The following is a 22,844-nucleotide window of genomic DNA, read 5'->3' as shown; positions in this document are numbered from 1 at the left end:
TCAAGTACTGTTGTATTACTTAATAACACCTAATTCTTTTCCAACCTTCTCGTAAATAGCAATAGCGTCGTCTAACATATCTTTTGTATGTGCGGCAGTTGGCATGTTACGTACACGACCTGTTCCTTTTGGTACAGTCGGGAATACGATTGATTTTGCGTACACGCCACTTTCGAATAGGCGTTTACTGAATTGTTGCGTTAACGTTTCATCCCCGATGATACAAGGAGTGATTGGTGTTTCGCTATCACCGATATCAAATCCTAAAGCTTTAAGGCCTTTTTTCAAGTAGTCTCCGTTTTCCCACAACTTATCATGAAGCTCTGTGCTTTCCATGATGATTTCTAAAGACTTAATACACGCTGCGATATCCGCTGGTGGTAAAGAAGTAGAGAATAAGAACGGTCTGCTTCGAACTTTTAACCACTCAATTAACTCTTTTTTACCTGCAACGTATCCGCCAACAACACCGATTGCTTTTGAAAGTGTTCCAATTTGGAAGTCGACTTTGTCAGATAGACCGAAATGTTTTACCGTCCCAGCACCTTTTCCTAAAACTCCAGAACCGTGAGCGTCATCTACATATGTTATAAGATCAAACTCTTCTGCAATTTCCACGATTTCTGGTAGCTTAGCGATGTCCCCATCCATTGAGAATACCCCATCAGTAATAACCATGATTTTGTTATATAGGCCTGACTCTTTTGCTTCCTTCGCTTTTGCACGTAAATCGTCCATGTCAGAGTGTTTTACACGAATGATTTTCGCTTTAGATAAACGACAGCCATCGATAATAGATGCGTGATTTAATTCGTCAGATAAAATTGCATCGTTTTTGTCCATAACAGCTGAAATAGCTGCCATGTTACAGTTAAAACCAGATTGGTAAGCAATTGCTGCTTCCGTATGTTTGAATTTTGCAATTGTCTCTTCTAATAGAACGTGAAGCCCTAGTGTACCGTTGATTGTACGAACTGCTCCTGCTCCAACACCTAAATCTTCGATCGCTTTAATCGCTACTTCTTTTAATCTTTCATCTGTTGCCAACCCTAAATAGTTGTTAGAAGAAAGGTTGATTAACTCTTGTCCACCAATCTTAATTTTTGGTCCATTTGGACTTTCTAAAGGATCAATGACGTTAAAAAGACCTTTTGATTTTAAATCTTCGAGGTTTTCTTGTAAAAAACTATCTAAAATAGTACTAGACATATGTATTCCTCCTTAAATATATAGATTTGTTTCTTTGCAAACGCTTTCGTGTACACCTTAAAAAGATAAATGTTTGTTTCAGGTGGACATATGGAAGTGCTGTTAAATGTTAATATTAAAAGTAATCACAATAAATACTTTAACATATATTTTTATAAATGTTTATACCCAAAAGACAAATTTCCAACTTTCAAATACCAACATATTATACCCAAAGTAACCTAGTATTACGATAACTTTACAGGTGCCTTTACAGGTGCCAGGTACTTGTAACATTGCTGTAACAAACAAAAGATCCAACACTTTAGTGAAAAGTGTTGGATCTTTTTAATCAAGCAATTAAAAGCTTCGATCGGTATATTAATAGTATCAGTTCTCTAGTACCGGTGGTTTCCTATGCTTTGTTTTTTGCTCATAGGCATAGCCGATTTGAATGAGTTTTCCTTCTTCGTATGCACCTGAAGTAAACGTTGCGCCGATTGGTTTGCCTTCAGAAGAATAACCTGCTGGTACTGTAATGGAAGGATAACCAGCTTTTGCAGGTATACCGGCGCCAAAGTTGTTAGGTGTTAAAATTGCATCGAGGGAATAAGTTGCTAATGTTGCATCTATTCCTTGTTCTTGTGAAAGATATATATCCTTCTCTCTACTTAATACGTATTCTTTCTCTGTTAAAGATCCACTTGTGTCTTCACATTTTGTTAGCAAAGTTTGTCCGTATTTTAACCGTGTGTTCGGTTCTTGTAAGTTAAATTCTATGACTTCTTTCAAGTTAGAAACGGGCACGTCCCTGCTAGTAGTTTTTAAGTATGCGTTCAAATCTGGCTTAAATTCATATATTAAAGTATTGTAGTCCCATTTTTCCTTACTAGAAGGAATTTCAACTTCCTCCACAACCGTAGCTCCAAGAGCTCTTAAATCTCCTATTACACTTTCCATTAACCCTTTTTCCTCCTCTGTTAAATAAGAGAAAAATGGATCTTTTGCCACACCGATTGTGATGCCGTTAAGATTTTCCGATTGTAAAAAATCTTCATAAGATTTGTTGATAATTGGATTAGTTAAAGTAGCAGGGTCACTGCTATCTTTTTCAGAAATTACCGATAATAAAAGGGCCGCGTCTTTCACAGTTCTAGCCATTGGGCCGGCAGTATCTTGGCTATGTGCAATTGGAATGATACCAGTTCTACTTACTAATCCTACTGTTGGTTTTATTCCTACTAAAGAATTAGAGCTAGCTGGACTTAAAATAGAGCCAGACGTTTCGGTTCCTATTGCAACAGTTGCGAAGTTAGCGGCAATTGCAGCGCCTGAACCACTGCTAGAACCTCCTACATCAAAATTCCCTGGTCCGTAAGGATTTTGAACCTGGCCTCCTCGGGAACTATACCCACTAGGCATGTTTTCCGACATAAAGTTTGCCCATTCGGTCATATTGGTTTTGCCTAAGATAACAGCACCAGCTTTTCTAAGTTGCGTTGCGACAAAAGAATCTTGTTCAGCCACATTAGCAGCCAAGGAAAGTGAGCCTGCACTCGTATGCATCTTATCTGCTGTATCTATGTTATCCTTCAGTAGAACTGGAATGCCATGAAGTGGGCCGCGTGCACCTGAACAAACTCTTTCAACATCCAAGCTTTCCGCAATCTGAACGGCATCGGGGTTCACTTCTAAAATCGAATTGATGCCACTACCTTCTTTGTCATAAATTGCAATTCTATCTAAATACATTAAAACTAAATCGCGAGAAGTAATTTTTCCCTCTTCCATATCCCTTTGCAACATACCAATTGTCGCCTCTAATAAATATTCTTTAGAATAAGCAACTAACCTAGGATTCCACATAAACTTTACACCCCTACTCTTTCCTAATCTAAACTAACCTAACTTAACTTAACTTAACTTAACTTAACTTCCTTCTAAACTTACCATTAACCCCATTCTACCTAATATAGAAAGTTCTGAAAATAAAAAAGTTTTGTTACAGAAATATTAAAAGTGCCAGGCACTTTTAATATTTCTGTAACTTTTCCCATAACAGTATTTGAGTATATGGTTATGGTTCTTGTAAACTAGATATAGTTGATTAAGTCTTAGATAGAAAAGGTGTTATATTATGAAGAAAATAGTAGTAATTGGCGGGGGGATTGTTGGGGCATCGACAGCATATCAGCTTGCGAGAAGTGGTGTAGATGTTACGTTAGTAGATAGATTTGATAAGGGACAAGCAACGGATGCAGCGGCAGGAATTATCTGTCCTTGGATTTCCCAACGAAGAAATAAAGCTTGGTACGGACTTGTTAAAGGTGGCGCTCGCTTTTATCCAACTTTAATAGAACAATTAGAGCAAGATGGAGAAACAAATACAGGCTATAGGAAAGTAGGAGCATTAAGTCTTCATTCCGATCCTCTGAAATTAGAAAAAATGGCAGAACGTGCACATAAAAGAAGAGAAGACGCCCCTGAAATTGGGGATATTAAAATATTATCTCCAGAAGAAACAAATAAACTATTTCCACCGTTATCAACGGAGTATGGGGCTGTGTTCATTAGCGGCGCTGCTCGCGTGGATGGTAGAGCTTTAAGAAATTCACTGATTAATGCAGCTGAAAAAAGAGGGGTTAAATGTATTAGAGGTAGTGCATCGATTAACTTTTACCAAAAACAAGTCACCGGAATTACAGTTAATGAAGAAGTATTCGAGGCAGAGGAAGTAATAGTTGCTGGAGGAGCTTGGTCAAAAGAACTACTCGACCCTCTAGGAATAGAATTTCTAGTTAAACCACAAAAAGCACAAATAGTGCATTTAGAAATGGAAAATGCCAATACTGAAAACTGGCCAGTTGTTATGCCTCCGAATAATCAATATATTCTTTCCTTTGGTGGAGGGAAAGTAGTGGTAGGTGCTACACATGAAGATAATGTTGGATTTGATTTTCGAGTTACCCCTAGTGGACTTAATGAAATATTTAGTAAAGCATTAGAGGTTGCTCCTGGACTTGGTCAAAGTACATTGGTAGAAACAAGAGTAGGGTTCCGACCATTCACACCAGGCTTTTTACCGGTATTAGGAAGAGTACCGAACTTAAGTGGAGTGTTAGTTGCAAATGGATTAGGTGCGTCTGGATTAACAAGCGGACCATATATAGGAGCAGAATTAGCGAAGCTAGCCATTGGGAAACAAACAGAATTAGACTTATCATTATATGATGTTAAGGGGGCTATAGAGTAGTAATTGAAAATGATTTTGTTACGTGATATAACAAAATGTGTAATTTTTTAAGCTAATTTATCGTGAAAGTGATATAATCTGAATTATAGTAAAAACTATATTTTTGTAAGGTTTAAAGTGAACTACAATGAGTTTCTTCATGTATTACTTCAAACTGCAAAACGAAAATAAATGAATTGAACTTACATAGCAAAAGATAAAGGTAAAGGTTATGAAAAGATGGAGTGTGATGAAAGCCAGTGGGTATTCGGTTTAGAAGAAGTATTCCAAATTTGTTCACGTTAGGTAACTTGTATTGTGGATTTTTATCCATTGGATTTGCTGCAGATGGCCAATATAGCAACGCTGCAATTTTAATCCTAATTGGTATGATGTTAGATAGTATGGATGGTCGCGTTGCGAGAATGTTAAGAGCAGAAAGTGAGTTAGGAAAAGAATTAGACTCACTTGCAGATGTAGTTACATTTGGTGTAGCACCTGCATTTCTAGTGTATTATACATATTTTTTTCAGTTCGGCTTAATTGGATTCATGGTGGCTGGTGTGTTCCCCTTATTTGGAGCGTTCCGACTAGCGCGATTCAACGTTAGTACATCTAATTCATCTGGAAAATATTTCACAGGTGTTCCAATCACAGCTGCAGGGGGAATCTTAGCATTATTAACCCTATTTGGTGGCAAATTCCCTGAAATATTAACAACTGTTATTTTTACAGCACTTTGTTTCTTAATGATAAGTAAAATTAAAATACCTAGCTTTAAAGAAATACCACTTCCGAAATATGGTACGATTGTAACACTATTTTTAGGAAGTCTTTTATATGTTATATATAAAGGAACATATGCACAGTTTCCTTATTTAATTTACATTGCGACACCACTATATTTTGCTTACTTAGCATATCGCTTTGTAAAAGGTAAAAATAAAAAAGATATTGACTAAAACAAAGGTATAGTAAAACTCAAATTAGCATAAATATATACAAAGTTAAAGCTCATCCGCACACGTGGATGAGCTTTCTTCATCACTTTGGAAATGTAAAAATATACAAAAAAAGTAATCTTATTGTCATATTATTTTTCAACAAATAAAAATTGTGTTACAATCAAAATACGATTGTATCAATCTATTATAGTACATATCTAGTTCTAAAACATGTTAATTTCAAGGGTGTAACAGCTCTTGTAAATTATAGAATGCTTTCAAAAAAACAATAGAGGGGGAATAATTTTGAAAAAGCATAGTTTACTATTAATTTTAATGCTAGTAGTTGGTATGGTATTAGCGGCTTGTGGTACATCCAACAAAGGCGGTACTACTGGTGGAGAAGATGGAGACGGTTGGGTAAGTGACATCACGATCTTAACTGGTGGAGAGCAAGGGGTTTACTTCCCATTAGGTGGAGCGATGGCTCGTATTATTACGGACAACGTTGATAATGTAACTGCAACTGGAGTTTCAAGTGGTGCTTCTGTTGTAAACGCAAACGACATTCACGATGGAAAAGCAGAAATCGCATTAGTACAAAATGATATCGCTTTCTATGCACATGAAGGTTCTCAAATGTTCACGGACAAAACAGATAATTTCTACGGAATTGCTACTCTTTATCCAGAAGTTGTACAAATTGTTACATCTGCTAGCAGTGGAATTACTACTGTTGAAGATTTAAAAGGTAAGCGTGTTGCTGTAGGTGACCAAGGTTCTGGTGCGGAAGCAAACGCTCGACAAATTTTAGAAATTCATGGAATTACGTATGATGATATTACGGCAGAATATATGGCATTTGGTGACGCTGCAAATGAAATCCAAAATGGAAACATTGACGCAGCATTCATTACAGCTGGTACTCCTACAGGTGCAATTGAAGCGTTAAAAACAACTACTGACGTTGCAATTGTAAGCATTACGGCTGATAAAGTTAAAGAATTATCAGATAAATACCCTTACTACACTAGCTTCGACATTCCTGCAAGTGTTTATGGTACAACTGTAGATGCAACTACTGTAGCTGTTCAAGCTATGATTATTGTATCTAAAGATTTATCGGATGACCAAGTATATGAAATGACGAAAGCTTTATTTGAAAACTTAGATGTATTAGCTGGTACTCACGCACGTGGTGGTGACGTATCTTTAGAGACTGCGTTAGACGGTATGTCTATCGAAGTTCACCCTGGAGCACAACGCTATTACGATGAGGTTAAGTAATAGAGTTGAACATAAAGGAGGGGCATTGCAACTTAGCAATGCCCTTTCCTACCTTAAAAAGAAAAAAACAATAGTAGTAGTAAGCTTCATACTCATGTCCACGCTTTTCATGTTGTACCTTCCAAGTCCTCACAAATTCCTTGTTATTGAAGAAGTGAAAACAGGGGACATATTGTGGCAAAGAGAAATCAAACCAGATGATTGGTTTCGACACGAGTATATACATTCTGTTGAACTATCATTAGTAATAGAGAAGTTTAAAGTAGACGAGTCTGGTCAAATTTTTGCAATGGAAAGCTGGACTAGATCGTTTGGTGCTGGAATGCCTTATGAACAAAAAGGCACAGTGGAAATGAAAGACGGCTTTTATATCTTAAAAGATTTATATGACCCAATAGATGTTATTCATATGATGCCTTCTCACCTTCACCTTCACACTTTTCATTTCAAGGAGGAAGAAGTTGTTTTATCAGAACCACCGTACACAAGAAATCATATAAAATTCGCCATTATACATGTTAAATGGATCGAATATTTTCATTGGAAACTAAAGAGTTAGTTTTCCTTGAAAGAAAGGAGCGAATGTGATGAAAAACAATAAACACGATAAGATAGAAGTTGCGAAAGCACTAGAGCTTGAAGCAAGTGATAGGATCTTAACAGGTAAATGGGCAATGATTATACTTGTGGCTAGTTTAGTTCTATCTATCTACCACTTTTACACAGCAGGTTTTGGACTGCGAGTAGGAACAAGAACTCATTTGATTTTTCACTTAACAATGGGTTTAACCCTGGTATTCTTAATGTTCCCGATTAAAAAAGGACTAAACCAACGATCTATTCCTTGGTATGACTTAGTTTTAACAGGATTTGCAATTTTAGTAGGTACTTATATTATACAAAACCAACAATCGCAATCGATTTTAAGTGCTAGACCGTCCGATTTAGATGTTTGGGTAGGGGTTGCGCTAGTTGCTTTGGTTTTAGAGGCAACCAGAAGGGTAGTAGGTAAACCACTTGTTATCATAGCGGGTTTCTTTATCGCCTACTACTTTTTGGGAGAACACTTCTATGGAGCATTTCGACATGTTCGTGCAGACTTTGACCGTTTCTTCTACGAAATGGCCTACACAACAGCTGGTATTTTCGGGACACCAATTAACGTTTCTGCAACATACGTATTTATCTTTATTTTATTCGGAGCTATCTTAGAATCCACAGGTGCTGGTAAAATGTTTATCGACTTAGCATTACGTGCCTTCGGTAAATATAAAGGTGGACCAGCAAAAGCAGCCGTTGTAGCAAGTGGTATGCTAGGAAGTATTTCTGGTAGTTCTACAGCTAATGCGGTTACAACCGGAACATTTACTATCCCATTAATGAAAAAAGTAGGATTCAAGCCACACGTTGCCGGTGGTATTGAAGTAGCAGCTTCATCAAGTGGTCAATTCTTACCACCAATTATGGGTGCTGCGGCATTCTTAATGATTGAATATACGAATATCCCATATGCAGAAATAATTAAAAGTGCATTCATTCCAGCGATCCTTTGTTATGTAGCCATTCTAGTAATGGTTCACTTTGAAGCTTCAAGAGATAATATTCGAGGACTGAGAAAAGACGAACTAGTTTCTGCAAGAAAAGTTATGCTACAACAAGGGTATTTAATCTTTCCAATTGGAGTATTACTATACTTCTTAATTGGAGGGGCAACTGTACCAAACGCAGCATTCTTCTCCATCGTAGTAATATTAGTTCTTGCATTCTTTGCACACCGATTTAAAGAAAGAATTGGTCGAAGCTTACTTTATGCAGCTATCTTAATTGGTTTTGCATACAGTTTAGGGTACGTAATTGATTTTCTTAACCAATTCTTAAAAAGAGATATTATGTGGCGAAATGAAATTCCATTATTAATTGTATTAAGCTTAGTCATTGCAGTGGTATTCGCTGTTGGACAAAAGAAATTAAAAGTAGAAGCAGCACCAGTACGATATGGACTACGTGAACTAATTAACGGATTTGAACTTGCAGCTAGAAACTCTCTAGCCGTAATCGTAGCCTGTGCAACTGCTGGTATATTGATTGGGGTAGTTAACTTAACAGGTCTTTCTTTAAAACTATCCAACATGATTATTTCTTTCTCAGGAAATGCAACAGCTCTACTACCGTCATTCCTAGTTTTTGAAAATACACAGCTATACATTGCATTAATTTTAACTGTCTTTGCTTGCTTAATCCTTGGATTAGGTCTTCCTACAACAGCAACATACGTTATTTTAGCTGCAATGATCGCACCAGCACTTGTACAATTAGGTGTACCGGTACTCGCGGCTCACCTATTCGTACTATACTACGGTGTACTTGCGGATGATACACCGCCAATTAACTTACCAGCTTATGCAACAGCTGGAATAGCCAAGGCTGAACCAATACGTACTGGTGTTCAAGGATTCAAGTTTGACTCAGGCGCGTTATTATTACCGTTCGCCTTTGCAACGAACCCGACTATTCTATTGTTAAACCCGGAAGCATCCTGGTTAGACGTTGGTATTAACATATTCACTGCCCTAATCGGTATTATTGCATTTGCTTCTTTCATTCAACGTTGGTTTTTTGTTGAATATCAATGGTATGAAAGACTAGCAGCACTAATTGCAGCAATCTTACTAATTAACGGTAACTGGATTACCGACATTACAGGTATCACCATTGTTGTAGCGTTATTCTTATATCAATACGCTCGTTCAAAAAAAGTAAAGCCAATGAACGAAAATGTGCAAGCATAATAAAATAAGAAAACCTCTTCTTCTAATAGGAGAGGTTTTTCTATATAATAAATGACAAACTATAAAGTAATAGCTCAATTAATTGGAGGATTTAAAAATGGAACAACTATCTCAAAAATTAGCTCAAACACAATTAGATGCCTATAACAATGGAGACATTGAAACATTTCTCTCGGTATATAGTGAAGATGTACAAATTCTCGATTTCCCATCAAACGAATTAGTTTATGAAGGTATCGATAAAATGCGTGAACGTTATTCTAACCTATTCAATCAAAATCCAAATCAACACGCTGCCCTTGTATCGCGAATGGTAAAAGGCAATATCGTAATTGACCATGAGCATGTAACCGGCAGAGCAAATGGCGTAGAAGTTTTTGCAATCGCAATGTACGAAATAAAAGAAGATAAAATTTCTAAAGTTTGGTTTGTAAAATAACACGTGTTTTTAATAAAGCCCTATTGAACACCTATATGAAAAAATGATAAGTTTAAACGTAGGTAAAATACATAATATCGATGAGTAGCAAATGAATTCGTCGAAGTGAAACATAAAGGAGAATGACAAATGGAAAAAGTATTAGTTTTTGGTCACAAAAATCCAGATACAGATTCAATTACATCTGCGCTTGTTTATGCAGAATTAAAAAGACAACTAGGAATGGACGCTGAGGCTGTTCGTTTAGGTGAAGTAAACGAAGAAACAAAGTTCGCTTTAGAGCATTTCGGTGTACAAGCACCTCGTTTAGTAGAAACAGTTGCGAATGAAGTGGAAGCGGTAATTTTAGTAGACCATAATGAATTCCAACAGAGTGCAATTGACATTAAAAATGTTCAAATTGCAGAAGTTATTGATCACCACCGTGTGGCTAATTTTGAAACAAAAGATCCTTTATACTTCCGTATAGAGCCAGTTGGATGTACAGCAACTATTTTAAACAAAATGTTCAAAGAGAACTTAGTACCTGTTACAAAAGAGCTTGCAGGATTAATGCTTTCTGCAATCATTTCTGACTCCCTGTTGTTTAAATCGCCAACTTGCACAAAAGCAGACGTAGAAGCAGCGCACGAGCTTGCTGAAATCGCTGGTGTGAACGCCGAAGAGTATGGACTTCAAATGTTAAAAGCTGGTGCTGATCTAAGTCAAAAAACAATCGAACAACTATTAACTATTGACGCTAAAGAATTTTCTATGGGTACTGCAAAAGTAGAAGTAGCTCAAGTAAATACAGTAGATACTAATGATGTACTTTCTCGTCAATCAGAAATCGAATCAGCTATCAACACTGTTCTTGAAGCTAAAAACTTAGACTTATTTGTCTTAGTTGTAACAGACATTCTAGATAATGATTCCGTTGCACTAGCTTTAGGTAAGGAAGTTAGAAAAGTAGAAGAAGCATTCGGTGTTTCCCTTGATAACAACACAGCTACATTAAAAGGTGTTGTTTCTCGTAAGAAACAAATTGTCCCACCTTTAACAGCTGCATTTACAAAATAATTCGACATGAAAATAATAGTGATTTAATTTCATAATAGCGTTTCGTTAATTACACTTAAATATTCCTGTTTTTTGCAATGTTTCCCGACACATATGGATAGTGATAATACATTATTCAACTCACTCAAGTACTTGTTCTTATGAAAATAAGAATGGGTACTTTTTTTATATCCCCGTAAGAGTGTATGGACCATATTAGATAGAATGTTCCTATCAGTCTATGGAAACATACTAATAAAGCACATCTATTATTAAAGTATTCAAATAATAATGATAAAATAGAACTAATTGGGTAAAACAGATTACTTTTCATAATCGATAAAGTTCAAATGGTGAATATTAGAAAAACAACATAGTATGCAAATAAAGTCTATTTAAAAATATGGCTGTTTTAAAGGTTAATGTTGATTTTTGATACCTTACAAGCGGTTGATTTCTACGCATATCGTAGACTCCTCGAAAATGCTACTGCATTTTCTTCGTGCGATGTATCGCTGCCGTAGCTTTCCTTGTCCTGCGGGAGAAGCGGGGAGCGGGTGACCTCGCAGGCAAAGCCGAGGAGGCTCCCGGCCCGCCCGCGGAAAGCGAAGATATGCGCGGAAATCAACAGAGATCTTTAACATAGCCAAAATAAAACACGTTAAAAGTAATGCAATGAAAGTTGGTGCAACAGTGGAGAAATACAGGGAAAAATTGATGGCAAATATCAGAAGTCAATTGAGAGAGTGGTTTGAGAATAATAAGTTAGTAGCTAATGAAGAATTAGAGAGGTTTCTGCACTCTTTAGCTGGTACAGCAAAAACAATAGGTTTAGATGAATTAGGTAACTTTGCCACCACACAACTTGATAATCTAATAACCCAAGACAAAAAAGATTACTGGAACGAAACGGAATTACAAGAGTACTTATTACCTATTATTCGTATTAGCTATAGCGAAGAACTATTAGATATTGACTTAGAAAATGAACCAGAGCGTGACTATATAAAAGGACAACCTGTTATTCTCATAATAGATGATGAAACATCCTTACTAATGTATTTAAAAGAAACATTAGAAGGAGAAGGCTATCAAGTTTTTGTAGCTGCTTCTCACGAAAAGGCATTGTCATTTTTTTATGAAATCAAACCAGACTGCTTAATACTTGATATTCATATGGGTGGCTGGAATGGCTTAAACACATTGGAACAGTTAAAGGAAAAGCTCCAACAACTGTTTATCCCATCAATAGTAATGAGTGTAGACAATGAGAGTGAGACAAGAATCAAGGCGTTTGAACTTGGAGCAGATGATTTTATTCCAAAGCCTTTTGATATAAAGGAATTTAAGGTTCGAGTGGATCGACAATTACAACGAAAACGACATATAGAAAGTATCTTGTTAATGGATGAACTGACACAAATATTTAATCGTAAATATTTGGAACAATCGTTTGCACAATTACATGCAGAGTTTAACCGAACCGGCATTCCGTTTTGCCTTGTAATGCTTGATATAGATTATTTTAAAAAAGTGAATGACACATATGGACACATTATTGGGGATGAAATCCTTCAACAGTTTGCTTCTTTTGTAAAAGGGAAAGTCCGAATTAATGATGTAGTTGCTAGATTTGGAGGAGAAGAATTTACACTGTTATTGCCCAACACACAACGTGAAGATGGAGAAACGTTACTACAAAGAATTCTACATGATTTTAGTAAAGAAGTGTTCCATGCAAATGGGAGTACATTTTCTTGTACGTTTTCTGCAGGGGTTGTTCAAGTGGAACAAAGTCAAAAATCGATTTCATTTTGGCTGGACAAAGCAGATCAAGCATTATACGAAGCGAAGCAAACAGGTAGGAATAAAGTAGTAATATCCAACCAAGAAATAAAACGTGAGCTTCAAACATTAAAAGTTGCTGTCGTGGATGATGACCCTATTATTCGTTCCATGCTATCACAAGTACTAAGTAAAATCTCCCCACCTCGTCACTATAATATAGAAATTAAAACATTCCATGATGGTCTTACATTTCTAGAATCAGAATGGATTACAGATGAATGCTACTACGTAGTTATACTTGATGGTATGATGCCGAAAATGGATGGCTTAGAAGTTCTTCAAAAATTACGTCAGGATAGTAGACAAGATAAATATACAGTGATGATGTTAACAACTCGTAAAAGCGAAGCAGATATTAAGCGTGCCCTTCAACTTGGAGCAGATGATTATATGACAAAACCATTCAAGCTAGTAGAAATAGAATCAAGAGTGCAAAGATTATTGAATAAGGTGAAGTCATGATACTCCCTATTCAGTATGTACTATTTTTAATGAGCATTATGGTTCTAATATTAAGCGCTTTATTTGTTTTTTTAATAGTTAATAAAGCAAGAAGCAATCAACTGACTCTCCAAATTGAACGGAAAAAAGAATTACTTAGAGATCGCTTTTTTCTGTATCTATATGAAGGGGAAGAAACGACTACGATTATTCCAAAAGATTATAAAAGTTTTTTAGCACTAGAAAGTTTGCTTCACGATTTTGCAGATGTTTCTGCAGGTGAAGAAATGAAATGGAGAATTCAACAGTTTGCAGAAGAACATTTTACTCCTTATTATGAAAAAAACATTTTCCGTTCAAGATGGGCAGTAAGAATGAATATTTTATATGCCATTGAAAAGTTTCAAATGACAAACATGATTGAATTCGTATTAAAGTATCTCGATAAAAAAATTTTAACAAAAGCAGAAGAGAGTCAACTATTAAAAATATTAGTAACTTTAAATCATCCTAAATTATTCGCTTATCTTGTTAATACGAAAACTTCCTTATCAGAACTTGTTTATCGCACGTTAATTGGAATTATGACAGATGAACAGTGGGATGAACTCGTTAGAATGTATGATGAATTGCCATCGGAAATTAAATTCCCATTGCTTGATATGATTGGTATTCAATCGAAAGCGGAATTTGTTCCTTTCTTAGAAAAATGTCTTTTATCAACTGAGACAGAAGAAAGAATAAAAGCATTAAAAAGTTTAGCTGCTATCGGTTTTCCTATGCCTTTTGAAAAAGTGGAATCATTTGTGAGCTCCTCGATTTGGGAAGAACGCTTGATGGCTATAAAACTAATGGGGATTTCTGGAGAAAATAGAGTATTACCAATATTAGAGGAGCTTATGAGAGATGAACAGTTCGATGTTCGATCACAAGCTACTCAAGCTATTTTAGCCTTAGAAAATGGTAAGCAATATTTATTCGATGTGTACTTATCAACAGAAGATAAATACGCAAAAGATATGGCTGCCGAGTGGCTAGAAAAGGAGGAACAATAAGAATGTGGACATTTAATTGGTTTTCTGTTCTTTCTTTTTTTGGCTGGGCAGTGTTAATTTACATGCTATTTGTAATAGCTTTTTACGGAATGATGCTACTAATATCCTTTCAACAACTTCGTAAACAATACAAACTAGATGATGAAGAGCCTTATGGAGATCTATTGGAAGTTAGCTATACAAAGCCTTTGTCCATATTAGTGCCAGCTTATAATGAATCAGCGGGTATTATCGGTAGTGTTCGTTCTCTACTGAGTATTGAATATCCACTATACGAAGTAATTGTGTTAAATGATGGATCGAAGGATGACACACTTGAAAAGTTAATACAAGAGTTTCAATTGAGAAAAGTTCCCAAAGTTATAAGAAAACAACTAGAAACAAAGGACGTTAAAGCCATTTATCAATCTGAAATATATGAACATTTAATTGTGGTGGATAAAGAAAACGGCGGAAAATCAGATGCATTGAATGTAGGAATTAATGTTTCACAATATCCATACTTTTGTTCCATTGATGGTGACTCGGTTTTAGAAAGAGATGCTTTCTTAAAAGTAATGAAGCCTATTATCGAGTCAGATGGAGAAGTAATAGCATCTGGTGGAAGTGTACGAATTGCAAATGGATGTAAAATTAATAATGGTGCAGTAGAAAAGATAGGGTTATCTTCTCATCCACTTGTTATTATGCAAGTAATAGAGTATTTGCGTGCGTTTTTAATGGGGCGTATCGGGTTAAGTAAACACAACCTACTTCTGATTGTATCTGGAGCATTTGGTGTGTTTAGTAAACGGTGGGTAATCGATGCTGGAGGTTACGCTCATACAGTTGGAGAGGATATGGAACTCGTTGTTAGGCTACATCGTCTCATTAAAGAACGTAAAGCCAAAAATAAAATTATTTATATACCTGATCCTGTTTGTTGGACGGAGGCTCCTGAAAGTTTCAAGTTTCTTAGACGTCAAAGAAATAGATGGCACAGGGGACTATTTGATAGCTTATGGAAGCATAAGAAGCTAATCTTTAATCCAAAATATGGATCTATAGGAATGATTTCCATGCCGTACTTTTTATTTATAGAATTTCTTGGTCCAGTAATCGAGTTAATAGGTTATCTCTATATTATTATATCTCTATTTATTGGTGGAATATATTTAGAGTTTGCTTATTTACTGTTTTTACTAACGGTAATCTACGGATCTTTTTACTCCATGACTGCTGTTTTATTAGAGGAATGGAGTTTACGAAAGTTCCCGAAAGTTACAGATATTGTGAAACTATTTTTATTTTCCTTAACAGAATCATTATGGTATCGTCCATTAACGGTTTTATGGCGTTGTCATGGAATTGTCGATACAATTCGCAATAAAAAAGGTTGGGGAGATATGCAACGGAAAGGTGTATCATCGTAATGAAAAAATGGAATGCATGGCTTTGGAGTTCGATTATTATTGCAGTTTTTATTCTGATAGGTACACCTTTTTGGGGGTGGATAATTAAGCCAGTTACACAGCTAGATGTACTTATAATTAATAAAACAGTTCCAGATGAAACGTATCGTGAACATCTAGGGCTAACTTGGTTCTTCAACCAACAAAAAATAAGAAAGTCAAATGGACAAGACTACCGATTAGACAAAGACTATGTTGGTTATGTACCTAAGGCGAATAATACGTACGAGGTTAGACCTTACCCTAACAAGGATATACAACATGACATTATTTATATAGCTGATGGTTACGGAGTGTATGAAGCGGATTTGTTAACAGGAAATGAACAAGGTGAGCGTTCGGAATTAATTTATGGAGGAATGACAGCGGAAGATGTGGACTATATTAGAAATGCTGTTTTTCAACATGGGACAACGTTAATTGGAGAATTTAACACATTTGGTAGTCCAACTTCACATGAAGTAAGAGAGTCATTTTACCAATTATACAATTTAGAATGGACAGGCTGGATTGGTCGTTTTTTTGATCAGCTTGAAGGATTAGAAGTACCTGTATGGGCGAAAGAAAACTATGAGCAACAGTTTGGAGAACAGTGGAATTTTTCTAGGAAAGGTATGGTCTTTGTAGATGAGAGTGACCGTGTGATTGTCTTAACAGAAAAAGACATGCTAAGGAAAGAAGTGCTTTTTCAATATACAACGCAAGGGATAGATACCTTAGGCTTAACGGAATCAGCACCATATCATTATTGGTTTGATATTATTGTCCCACAAAATGAAGCGGAAGTACTTGCAACCTTTTCACTTGCTTTAACTGAAGAAGCAGAATCTCTATTAAAGGAGAACGGAATTCCAACCATGTTTCCATCAGTAGTTCACCATCAAAATCCTGCCTATGAAAGTTACTATTTTTCTGGTGATTTTGCCGACCAAGCAGATTTACCAGCGCTCTATCAAACTGTTGGATTTTCTACATTTAAAAAATGGCGAGCAAAAAGTAGAGACGACCTTGAATCGTTTTATTGGAGAATATACTCACCCTTGATGAGTGAAATTATAAAGAGACAAAAAGAAAAGGAACTAAAAGAAGAAAGAGAATTGGAGGCGTATTTCAATGGTTCCTATTTCATTCCTGGTAAATCAGGAAGTGACTACTTGCAAATGTACAAGGACGGACAGTGGGAAGATTTCCTTATTAAAGGAGTAAACATGGGTATTGCCAAACCTGGAACTTGGCCAGGAGATACAAAGATTTGTTTTCTAACATTGCTATAAAAGGGGAATCATAATGGCGAAAATATTGTTAGCGGAGGACGAAGAAGTCCTTCGCATGTTAGTAGTAGATACATTAGAAGATGAAGGTCACGACATAGTGGAAACGTCAGATGGAGAAGAAGCTTTAAAACATATTGAGGAAGAAGCGTTCGATTTAATTATATTAGACTATATGATGCCAATGTTAACAGGACTAGAAGTTATAGAAAAAGTCATGCATATTCCAGAAAGAAAAAATAGTAAAATTTTAATGCTATCCGCCAAAAGTCAAAAAAACGATCAAGAGAGAGTATTACAAGCTGGTGCAACTCATTTTATGTCTAAGCCGTTTAGTCCAATGGAATTAGCTCAAAAAGTCGAGGAGATTATTAGTGAAAATTAGATGGAATAAAAACAGTCTAAATTATCAATTCTTGAGGCTAATGATTCTTTTTTTCTCCTTAATTGTCATTGGTACGATTCTTTTAATTTCTTACCAATTTGCCGTAAACTCTACTTTTCTCAAAGAAGATGAGTTGTTAAGGGAAAAAGAAAAGATGGCACAAAAAATAGAGTATTCGATGCTAGAGAGTGTAATGGATGCAAGGGGATATTTAGCATTTAACGAAACTAGAATGCGAAACAATTCACTATATTTAGGAACAAACATAGAAGGTTATTTGAAAGACTTTAAAAATCTGGCAACTACAACAGAGGACGATGTTTTTTACCAAGAGGCAAGGAAGTTTGTAGATGAATTTTATACTATTATTCTTCCACAACGATTTCAAACGTTAGAGAGAGATGGATTAGAAGCAGTTGTAGAAGAATCAAAAAGAGAAGGCACTATTGAAAGAATAGATCAAATTAGGTCCACTACAGCCACTTATCATATTAACCTTAACAATAGTATTGAAGAAAGTTTCACTAAACTTTCAGACTCCATTAGACAAAGCCTTTATGTGTTTGTTGTTTTTATTGCCATAATGTTACTTATTTTATTTTACTTATCGAGAATGCTTTTAAAACAAGTAGCTAGGCCTTTAACGGAACTCGCCAGTACAGCAGAAAAAATTACAAAAGGTGATTTGCAAGTAAATTTAAACCTTAATAAATCAAGGAAAGATGAAATAGGTGCTCTAACAAGGTCTTTTTACGAAATGGTGGAAACACTACAAACAAAAGAAGAGGAATTAACAGCCCAAAATGAAGAGTTACTTGCACAGCAAGACGAACTACATGCAAGCCAAGATGAACTGCAACAGGCTATTGGGAAGATGAAGAACAGAGAAGAAGAATTACAATCTTGGAATAATTTTGTAAATGGACTTTCTTTCTCATTAAACAAGCATGAAGTACTAGATAGTACTGTTCATAGTTTAGGGATGGTTTTACATGCAAGTAAAGGACTTATTATTCTGTTGTCAGAAGAAAAAGACTATGCATGCTTTGGGTTGTCTAATCGTTCTATTGAACAGGCAGTTGAACAAATAGGAGAAGGCATTTTCTTTAAGGTGCAAGAAGGAAAAGTACCTTATCGATTCTCGAGACAATGTGAAAAAGAAGATAAAGGCTATCATGAAGGTGACTTTATGGTTCATGATATTGTCATTCCTGTCTTATCAACGGCTAATAAAGTCGTAGCATTAATGATGTTTAGTAGATTTGATGTTGCTTTTGATGAAAAGGAAGCAAAGATGGTCGAATTAATGGCAAAACAAGTATCAATTACTCTAGATAAGATAAATATTTATGAGCAATCAGAATATGATAGAAAATTAACGCAAAATACGTTGAACTCTATTCATGAAGGTGTACTGCTTGTTAATGATAATGGGGCGCTCCTAAAAGTAAATAAAACAATATGTGACATGCTTTCCTGTACCTCTCATGAAGCAATTGTAGGGAAAGGTTTTGAATACTGGTCTAAAGAAATTGGGAGTAAAGTAGAAAATGAACAGGAACTTACATTTTTCTTTAAACAAGTAATGAGCGGAGAAAAAACGATTGAAAATACGTTTCTTTATAAGATTAAAAATTCTTCACAAAATATTGTTATGAAAGTGTATTGTGAAGAGGTTTTTGAAGAAGGAAAAAGAATTGGTGTCATTTTTGTGCATCGTAATATTACAAAAGAACATGAAGTGGATCAAATGAAATCGGAGTTTGTAAGTACAGTAAGTCATGAGTTGCGAACTCCGCTAGCTAGTGTTTTAGGATTTACAGAATTAATGTTAACAAAACAATTACCTGAAGATAGACAGAAAAAGTATCTGACTACTATTTTTCAAGAAGCTAAGCGCTTAACATCATTGATTAATGATTTTCTAGACGTCCAAAGAATGGAAGCAGGGAAACAAACTTACGAGAAAAAGTATGAAGATGTTCTTCCGCTTATTAAACAATGTGTGGAAACACAAACAATAAACACAAATAAGCACATAATAAAAATAAACCGAGATACTGAAAACACTACTGTACTCGGTGATAAAGATAAACTTCTTCAAGTATTTAACAACTTAATAAGCAATGCTATTAAATATTCTCCAGATGGTGGAGAAATAGAAATAAGAGTATATCAATCATCCAAAGATCTGTGCATTGGAATTAAGGACAATGGCATTGGAATTCCATCTGAAGCCCAAGAGCACTTATTTACGAAGTTCTTCCGAGTAGATAACACCGACATGAGAAAAATAGGCGGTACTGGACTAGGTTTAGCTATCGTAAAAGAGATTGTAAAAGCTCATGACGGTCTAATTACTTTTACTTCAGAAGTAGGAAAAGGTAGTAGATTTACGGTACATCTACCATTAGTTAATACAGTTGAACAAATGTTAGGAGTAGCTTCTCCAGTAAAGAATAAAGTGAATAATGGAGGAGATGTCATTATTGTTGAAGATGACCGTAATCTCGCGTCTTTACTTGAAACAGAATTAAAAGATAGTGGCTTTTTTGTTAAACACTTTTATGATGGAGCAAGTGCGTTTAGTGCAATGGAGAAATCATTACCTGATGCAATTGTGTTAGATATCCTATTAGATAATCAAGAAATGGATGGGTGGGACTTTCTTAAGAAGGTCAAACAATCAACTAAGTTAAAAGATATACCAATTTTTATCTCAACTGCTCTTGAAGAAAAGGAAAAAGGAATGAACTTAGGCGCGCATGACTACTTAGTAAAGCCTTATCAGCCAAGTATGTTATCTAAATTAATTTTAAAATCCTTATTAATTCAAGATAGGAGTGGGGATATAATGGTTCCTGAACAGGAGAAAGAATAGAAGTTGAAAAAAGCAGAAACGATAAGTTTCTGTTTTTTCTATTGATAAGAGATGGTATACCAACTACAATTGTAGGAAGTCAAAAGCGTATAATAAAGGAATTCCTCAACCGGTTATATGAGGATTTAATAGAAAGAGGTTAAATAGAGTGGAATCAGAAATGTTTACCATTTTTAATGAGAATTATGAGAAGCTTGGAACTGCATCGAGGAAAGAAGTACATAAAAGGGGTCATTGGCACGAGACATTTCATTGTTGGTTTATTAAAAAAGATCAAAATGGGATAAAGATACTTTTTCAACTTAGAAGTGAAAGAAAAAAAGAATCTCCCAATCTATTTGATATAACAGCTGCAGGGCACCTTCTTGCAAGTGAAACTGTAGAAGATGGTGTAAGGGAAATTGAAGAGGAAATTGGAGTATCACTTTCTTTAGAAAAACTTATTCCTATGGGGATGTTTACATATCGTGTAGTGAAAGACGACTATATTGATAATGAGTTCGCTCATGTATTTTTATATGATTCAAACTATCACATGGAAGACTTCACGTTACAAGAAGAGGAAGTAGCTGGGATGATAGAAGTAGACTTTGATAGTTTGTATAAGTTATATCATGGACAAAGCACGCAAATAGAAGTTAAAGGGTTCAAAACTATAAAAAATGGGAGAGTCCCTATTCACCAACAAGTAACCAAATCAAGTTTTGTCCCACATGAAACAGCGTATTATCACTTTGTTTTAAAATCTATTAAAGATTACTTAATTAAGTAAGGGTGCTAAATACATTAAAGTCTACTTCCACAATAAAGAGAAGTAGACTTATTTTATTTTAATATACCTTGTAAAAGGAAGTCATCTTGTATAAAATGTATTGCATTATCTCGATATTTCTTTTCATGTAAGTACGTATAACGAGTAGGTTTAATGTCAGGAGCTAGATGAATAGCTTCTATAAATTCCTCTTTAACTAGATTAAGTGTTTTCGCATATTCAAAAAAACCTGTTCTCTCCAAAACTTTTCTAACTCGCTCTTGTCGATGTCCTTGAATATTGGCCATTATATAGGTTGCTACTCCAACTTGGATACCGTGCATATTCGGTTGAGGAGATATCTTGTCAAGTGCGTGTGAAATCAAATGTTCAGACCCACTAATCGGATTACTATTTCCACTAATATCAGTAGCAATTCCCCCCATTGTCATGGAACTAACTAATTCTTTCAAAAAAATTGGGTGTCTTATATCTGTCAACGGTGTCCGAACAAAGCTGTTCAGTGCTTTTTTGCTTAACATGGCGGCGAAGGCATTAACAGAACCAACACCATTCTTCTCTTCAAACTCCCAATCAACTAGTGCTGTCATATTAGACATTAAATCTCCGATACCAGATAAAATAAACTTTTCAGGAGCCTGCTCTATTATGGACAAATCTACTATGATTCCAAAAGGTACTTTTGCTGGAACGGTGGTCTTTTTACCATTTACCATTAACGAGCAGTTGCTGCTTGCAAAACCATCATTCGATGCAGAAGTTGGTATGCTGATAAAAGGTAATTTTCTGCTCCATGCGATGTATTTTCCGTAATCGACAACAGCTCCTCCACCCATTGCGACAACAACGTCAAAATTTCTGAGCTTAAAAGCAATGGAAATTAAGTCATTTATATCATAATGGCCGGAAAAATTTTTAATATCAATTTCTGTTTCTTTCATAGAAGTGGATATTAAGGAAGAAAAAGTCTCATATGTATAGTCATCCACAAGGAAAACAATATCCTTAAAGTCGAATTTCTTCCAAATAGGTTCTAAGTTTTTAATAATTCCTGGACGAATCTCTAAAATAGTCGGGATGGATATACTTGAGGGGGAATGGGTCATTCTAAAAACCCCTCTTTTTGAAGAAACGAAGCCACTTCAGAAAAATCCTGAACAGGAACGAAAGAAATTCCTTTTTCCTTTAGCAATCTTTGAAGAGGTCCAATTGCAAATGTTAAATCAGCAAATGCTGCCGGGTGAGAATCAGGCTCGCTATCCCCAATGAAATGAACCGTTTCATATTTTCCTTTTAGTTTTTGAATAACTTTTGATTTATCAATGCCATAACGCTCCGAATACTTCCAATCGTTTTGATCAATGTTCATAAAAACATTCTTTTCACGAAATTCACCTTCATTTGAAAAAATAACGACATTCTCTACATCATGCTTCCTTAAAATGTGCTTAATGTAATAGTCAGTCCCTGCACTTAATACGTAAAAATTACCGCCATGTCGTTGAACTTCTCGAATGAATGTTGGTACATATTCGTCTATTTCAATGGACAAGATTTCTTCTATTATCTGCTCTTCGTCTTGGTTGATGGACGAAAATACTTTAGCTAAAAATTCAATATCTTTTATAAATCCGTCCTTCCATTGCTTAAAAAGTTTTTGCCCTTCAGGAAAGTACTTTTCCATAACAAGTTGATAAAAATCCTTTTTAGAAATAGTTCCATCAAAGTCTGATACAAACGCCCATTTCTTCAACATGAGTTCCTCCTCGTGAGTGTATGACCATTCATTAACTTACTCAGCTTAGTACTAAATCATGATACAT

18 protein-coding genes are annotated in these 22,844 nt (G+C 35.5%); 14 read left to right on the top strand and 4 right to left on the bottom strand.

Annotation, left to right across the window (positions count from 1 at the left end; genetic code table 11):
• Nucleotides 1–15: 15 nt before the first annotated feature.
• Together CDZ92_RS12380 and CDZ92_RS12375 are read right to left on the bottom strand one after the other, a co-directional pair.
• Complete coding sequence (locus CDZ92_RS12380; protein WP_096155518.1) at nt 16–1,209, bottom strand: glycine C-acetyltransferase; 1,194 nt, start codon at nt 1,207–1,209, stop codon at nt 16–18.
• A gap of 369 nt (nt 1,210–1,578) precedes the next feature.
• Nucleotides 1,579–3,054, bottom strand: coding sequence for an amidase family protein (locus CDZ92_RS12375; RefSeq protein ID WP_096155517.1), 1,476 nt, complete (start codon nt 3,052–3,054; stop codon nt 1,579–1,581).
• 271 nt (nt 3,055–3,325) lie between these two features.
• On the opposite strand from CDZ92_RS12375, the gene CDZ92_RS12370 reads away from it, so the two are divergent.
• The 14 genes from CDZ92_RS12370 (at nt 3,326) to CDZ92_RS12305 (ending at nt 21,021) form a co-directional block, all read left to right on the top strand.
• Nucleotides 3,326–4,441, top strand: a complete 1,116-nt coding sequence (locus CDZ92_RS12370; RefSeq protein ID WP_096155516.1) for an NAD(P)/FAD-dependent oxidoreductase — start codon at nt 3,326–3,328, stop codon at nt 4,439–4,441.
• A gap of 245 nt (nt 4,442–4,686) precedes the next feature.
• On the top strand, nt 4,687–5,382 hold the full coding sequence (pssA, locus tag CDZ92_RS12365; protein ID WP_096156998.1) for a CDP-diacylglycerol--serine O-phosphatidyltransferase: 696 nt from the start codon (nt 4,687–4,689) through the stop codon (nt 5,380–5,382).
• 288 nt (nt 5,383–5,670) lie between these two features.
• A complete protein-coding gene (locus CDZ92_RS12360) occupies nt 5,671–6,651 on the top strand; it encodes a TAXI family TRAP transporter solute-binding subunit (protein WP_096155515.1) in 981 nt (326 codons plus the stop codon).
• A 25-nt stretch (nt 6,652–6,676) separates the two neighbouring features.
• Entirely contained in the window at nt 6,677–7,210 is a 534-nt protein-coding gene (locus tag CDZ92_RS12355) for a DUF1850 domain-containing protein (protein ID WP_157842768.1), read from the top strand.
• 28 nt (nt 7,211–7,238) lie between these two features.
• Nucleotides 7,239–9,440 carry a TRAP transporter permease gene (locus CDZ92_RS12350; RefSeq protein ID WP_096155513.1) on the top strand — a complete coding sequence of 734 codons (2,202 nt, stop codon included), beginning with the start codon at nt 7,239–7,241 and terminating at the stop codon, nt 9,438–9,440.
• Nucleotides 9,441–9,537: 97 nt separating this feature from the next.
• A complete protein-coding gene (locus CDZ92_RS12345; RefSeq protein WP_096155512.1) occupies nt 9,538–9,879 on the top strand; it encodes a nuclear transport factor 2 family protein in 342 nt (113 codons plus the stop codon).
• 129 nt (nt 9,880–10,008) lie between these two features.
• Nucleotides 10,009–10,938 carry a manganese-dependent inorganic pyrophosphatase gene (locus tag CDZ92_RS12340; protein WP_096155511.1) on the top strand — a complete coding sequence of 310 codons (930 nt, stop codon included), beginning with the start codon at nt 10,009–10,011 and terminating at the stop codon, nt 10,936–10,938.
• Between the two features lie 696 nt (nt 10,939–11,634).
• The gene (locus tag CDZ92_RS12335) at nt 11,635–13,227 is read left to right on the top strand and encodes a response regulator (protein WP_176483761.1); all 1,593 of its coding nucleotides are present in this window, start codon (nt 11,635–11,637) and stop codon (nt 13,225–13,227) included.
• A complete protein-coding gene (locus tag CDZ92_RS12330; RefSeq protein WP_096155509.1) occupies nt 13,224–14,261 on the top strand; it encodes a HEAT repeat domain-containing protein in 1,038 nt (345 codons plus the stop codon). The genes CDZ92_RS12335 and CDZ92_RS12330 overlap by 4 nt, the downstream gene beginning before the upstream one ends.
• Nucleotides 14,262–14,263: 2 nt before the next feature.
• Nucleotides 14,264–15,673: a glycosyltransferase family 2 protein gene (locus CDZ92_RS12325; protein ID WP_096155508.1), complete on the top strand. Its 1,410-nt coding sequence runs from the start codon at nt 14,264–14,266 to the stop codon at nt 15,671–15,673.
• Entirely contained in the window at nt 15,673–16,986 is a 1,314-nt protein-coding gene (locus tag CDZ92_RS12320; protein WP_096155507.1) for a hypothetical protein, read from the top strand. The genes CDZ92_RS12325 and CDZ92_RS12320 overlap by 1 nt, the downstream gene beginning before the upstream one ends.
• Before the next feature lie 13 nt (nt 16,987–16,999).
• On the top strand, nt 17,000–17,368 hold the full coding sequence (locus CDZ92_RS12315) for a response regulator transcription factor (RefSeq protein WP_096155506.1): 369 nt from the start codon (nt 17,000–17,002) through the stop codon (nt 17,366–17,368).
• Nucleotides 17,358–20,249, top strand: coding sequence for an ATP-binding protein (locus tag CDZ92_RS12310; protein WP_096155505.1), 2,892 nt, complete (start codon nt 17,358–17,360; stop codon nt 20,247–20,249). The genes CDZ92_RS12315 and CDZ92_RS12310 overlap by 11 nt, the downstream gene beginning before the upstream one ends.
• Nucleotides 20,250–20,397: 148 nt before the next feature.
• Nucleotides 20,398–21,021 carry an NUDIX hydrolase gene (locus CDZ92_RS12305; protein ID WP_176483760.1) on the top strand — a complete coding sequence of 208 codons (624 nt, stop codon included), beginning with the start codon at nt 20,398–20,400 and terminating at the stop codon, nt 21,019–21,021.
• A 53-nt stretch (nt 21,022–21,074) separates the two neighbouring features.
• Here CDZ92_RS12305 and CDZ92_RS12300 read toward each other — a convergent pair whose 3' ends face one another.
• Nucleotides 21,075–22,127, bottom strand: a complete 1,053-nt coding sequence (locus tag CDZ92_RS12300; RefSeq protein ID WP_096155504.1) for an iron-containing alcohol dehydrogenase family protein — start codon at nt 22,125–22,127, stop codon at nt 21,075–21,077.
• Complete coding sequence (locus tag CDZ92_RS12295; protein ID WP_096155503.1) at nt 22,124–22,774, bottom strand: MtnX-like HAD-IB family phosphatase; 651 nt, start codon at nt 22,772–22,774, stop codon at nt 22,124–22,126. The genes CDZ92_RS12300 and CDZ92_RS12295 overlap by 4 nt, the downstream gene beginning before the upstream one ends.
• Nucleotides 22,775–22,844 lie beyond the last annotated feature (70 nt).

The sequence above is a fragment of the Bacillus sp. FJAT-45066 genome, from assembly GCF_002335755.1.
GTDB lineage: Bacteria > Bacillota > Bacilli > Bacillales > Bacillaceae_I > Bacillus_CD > Bacillus_CD alkalisoli.
The sequence above is the reverse complement of the archived record's forward strand: the minus strand, read 5'-3'. Positions and strand labels throughout refer to the sequence as shown.

Excerpts from the sequence above, each read along its gene's own strand:
- CDZ92_RS12380 (WP_096155518.1), bottom strand. The coding sequence starts at position 1,209 with ATGTCTAGTACTATTTTAGATAGTTTTTTACAAGAAAACCTCGAAGAT.
- CDZ92_RS12375 (WP_096155517.1), bottom strand. The coding sequence starts at position 3,054 with ATGTGGAATCCTAGGTTAGTTGCTTATTCTAAAGAATATTTATTAGAG.
- CDZ92_RS12370 (WP_096155516.1), top strand. The coding sequence starts at position 3,326 with ATGAAGAAAATAGTAGTAATTGGCGGGGGGATTGTTGGGGCATCGACA.
- CDZ92_RS12350 (WP_096155513.1), top strand. The coding sequence starts at position 7,239 with ATGAAAAACAATAAACACGATAAGATAGAAGTTGCGAAAGCACTAGAG.
- CDZ92_RS12345 (WP_096155512.1), top strand. The coding sequence starts at position 9,538 with ATGGAACAACTATCTCAAAAATTAGCTCAAACACAATTAGATGCCTAT.
- CDZ92_RS12340 (WP_096155511.1), top strand. The coding sequence starts at position 10,009 with ATGGAAAAAGTATTAGTTTTTGGTCACAAAAATCCAGATACAGATTCA.
- CDZ92_RS12335 (WP_176483761.1), top strand. The coding sequence starts at position 11,635 with ATGGCAAATATCAGAAGTCAATTGAGAGAGTGGTTTGAGAATAATAAG.
- CDZ92_RS12330 (WP_096155509.1), top strand. The coding sequence starts at position 13,224 with ATGATACTCCCTATTCAGTATGTACTATTTTTAATGAGCATTATGGTT.
- CDZ92_RS12325 (WP_096155508.1), top strand. The coding sequence starts at position 14,264 with ATGTGGACATTTAATTGGTTTTCTGTTCTTTCTTTTTTTGGCTGGGCA.
- CDZ92_RS12320 (WP_096155507.1), top strand. The coding sequence starts at position 15,673 with ATGAAAAAATGGAATGCATGGCTTTGGAGTTCGATTATTATTGCAGTT.
- CDZ92_RS12315 (WP_096155506.1), top strand. The coding sequence starts at position 17,000 with ATGGCGAAAATATTGTTAGCGGAGGACGAAGAAGTCCTTCGCATGTTA.
- CDZ92_RS12300 (WP_096155504.1), bottom strand. The coding sequence starts at position 22,127 with ATGACCCATTCCCCCTCAAGTATATCCATCCCGACTATTTTAGAGATT.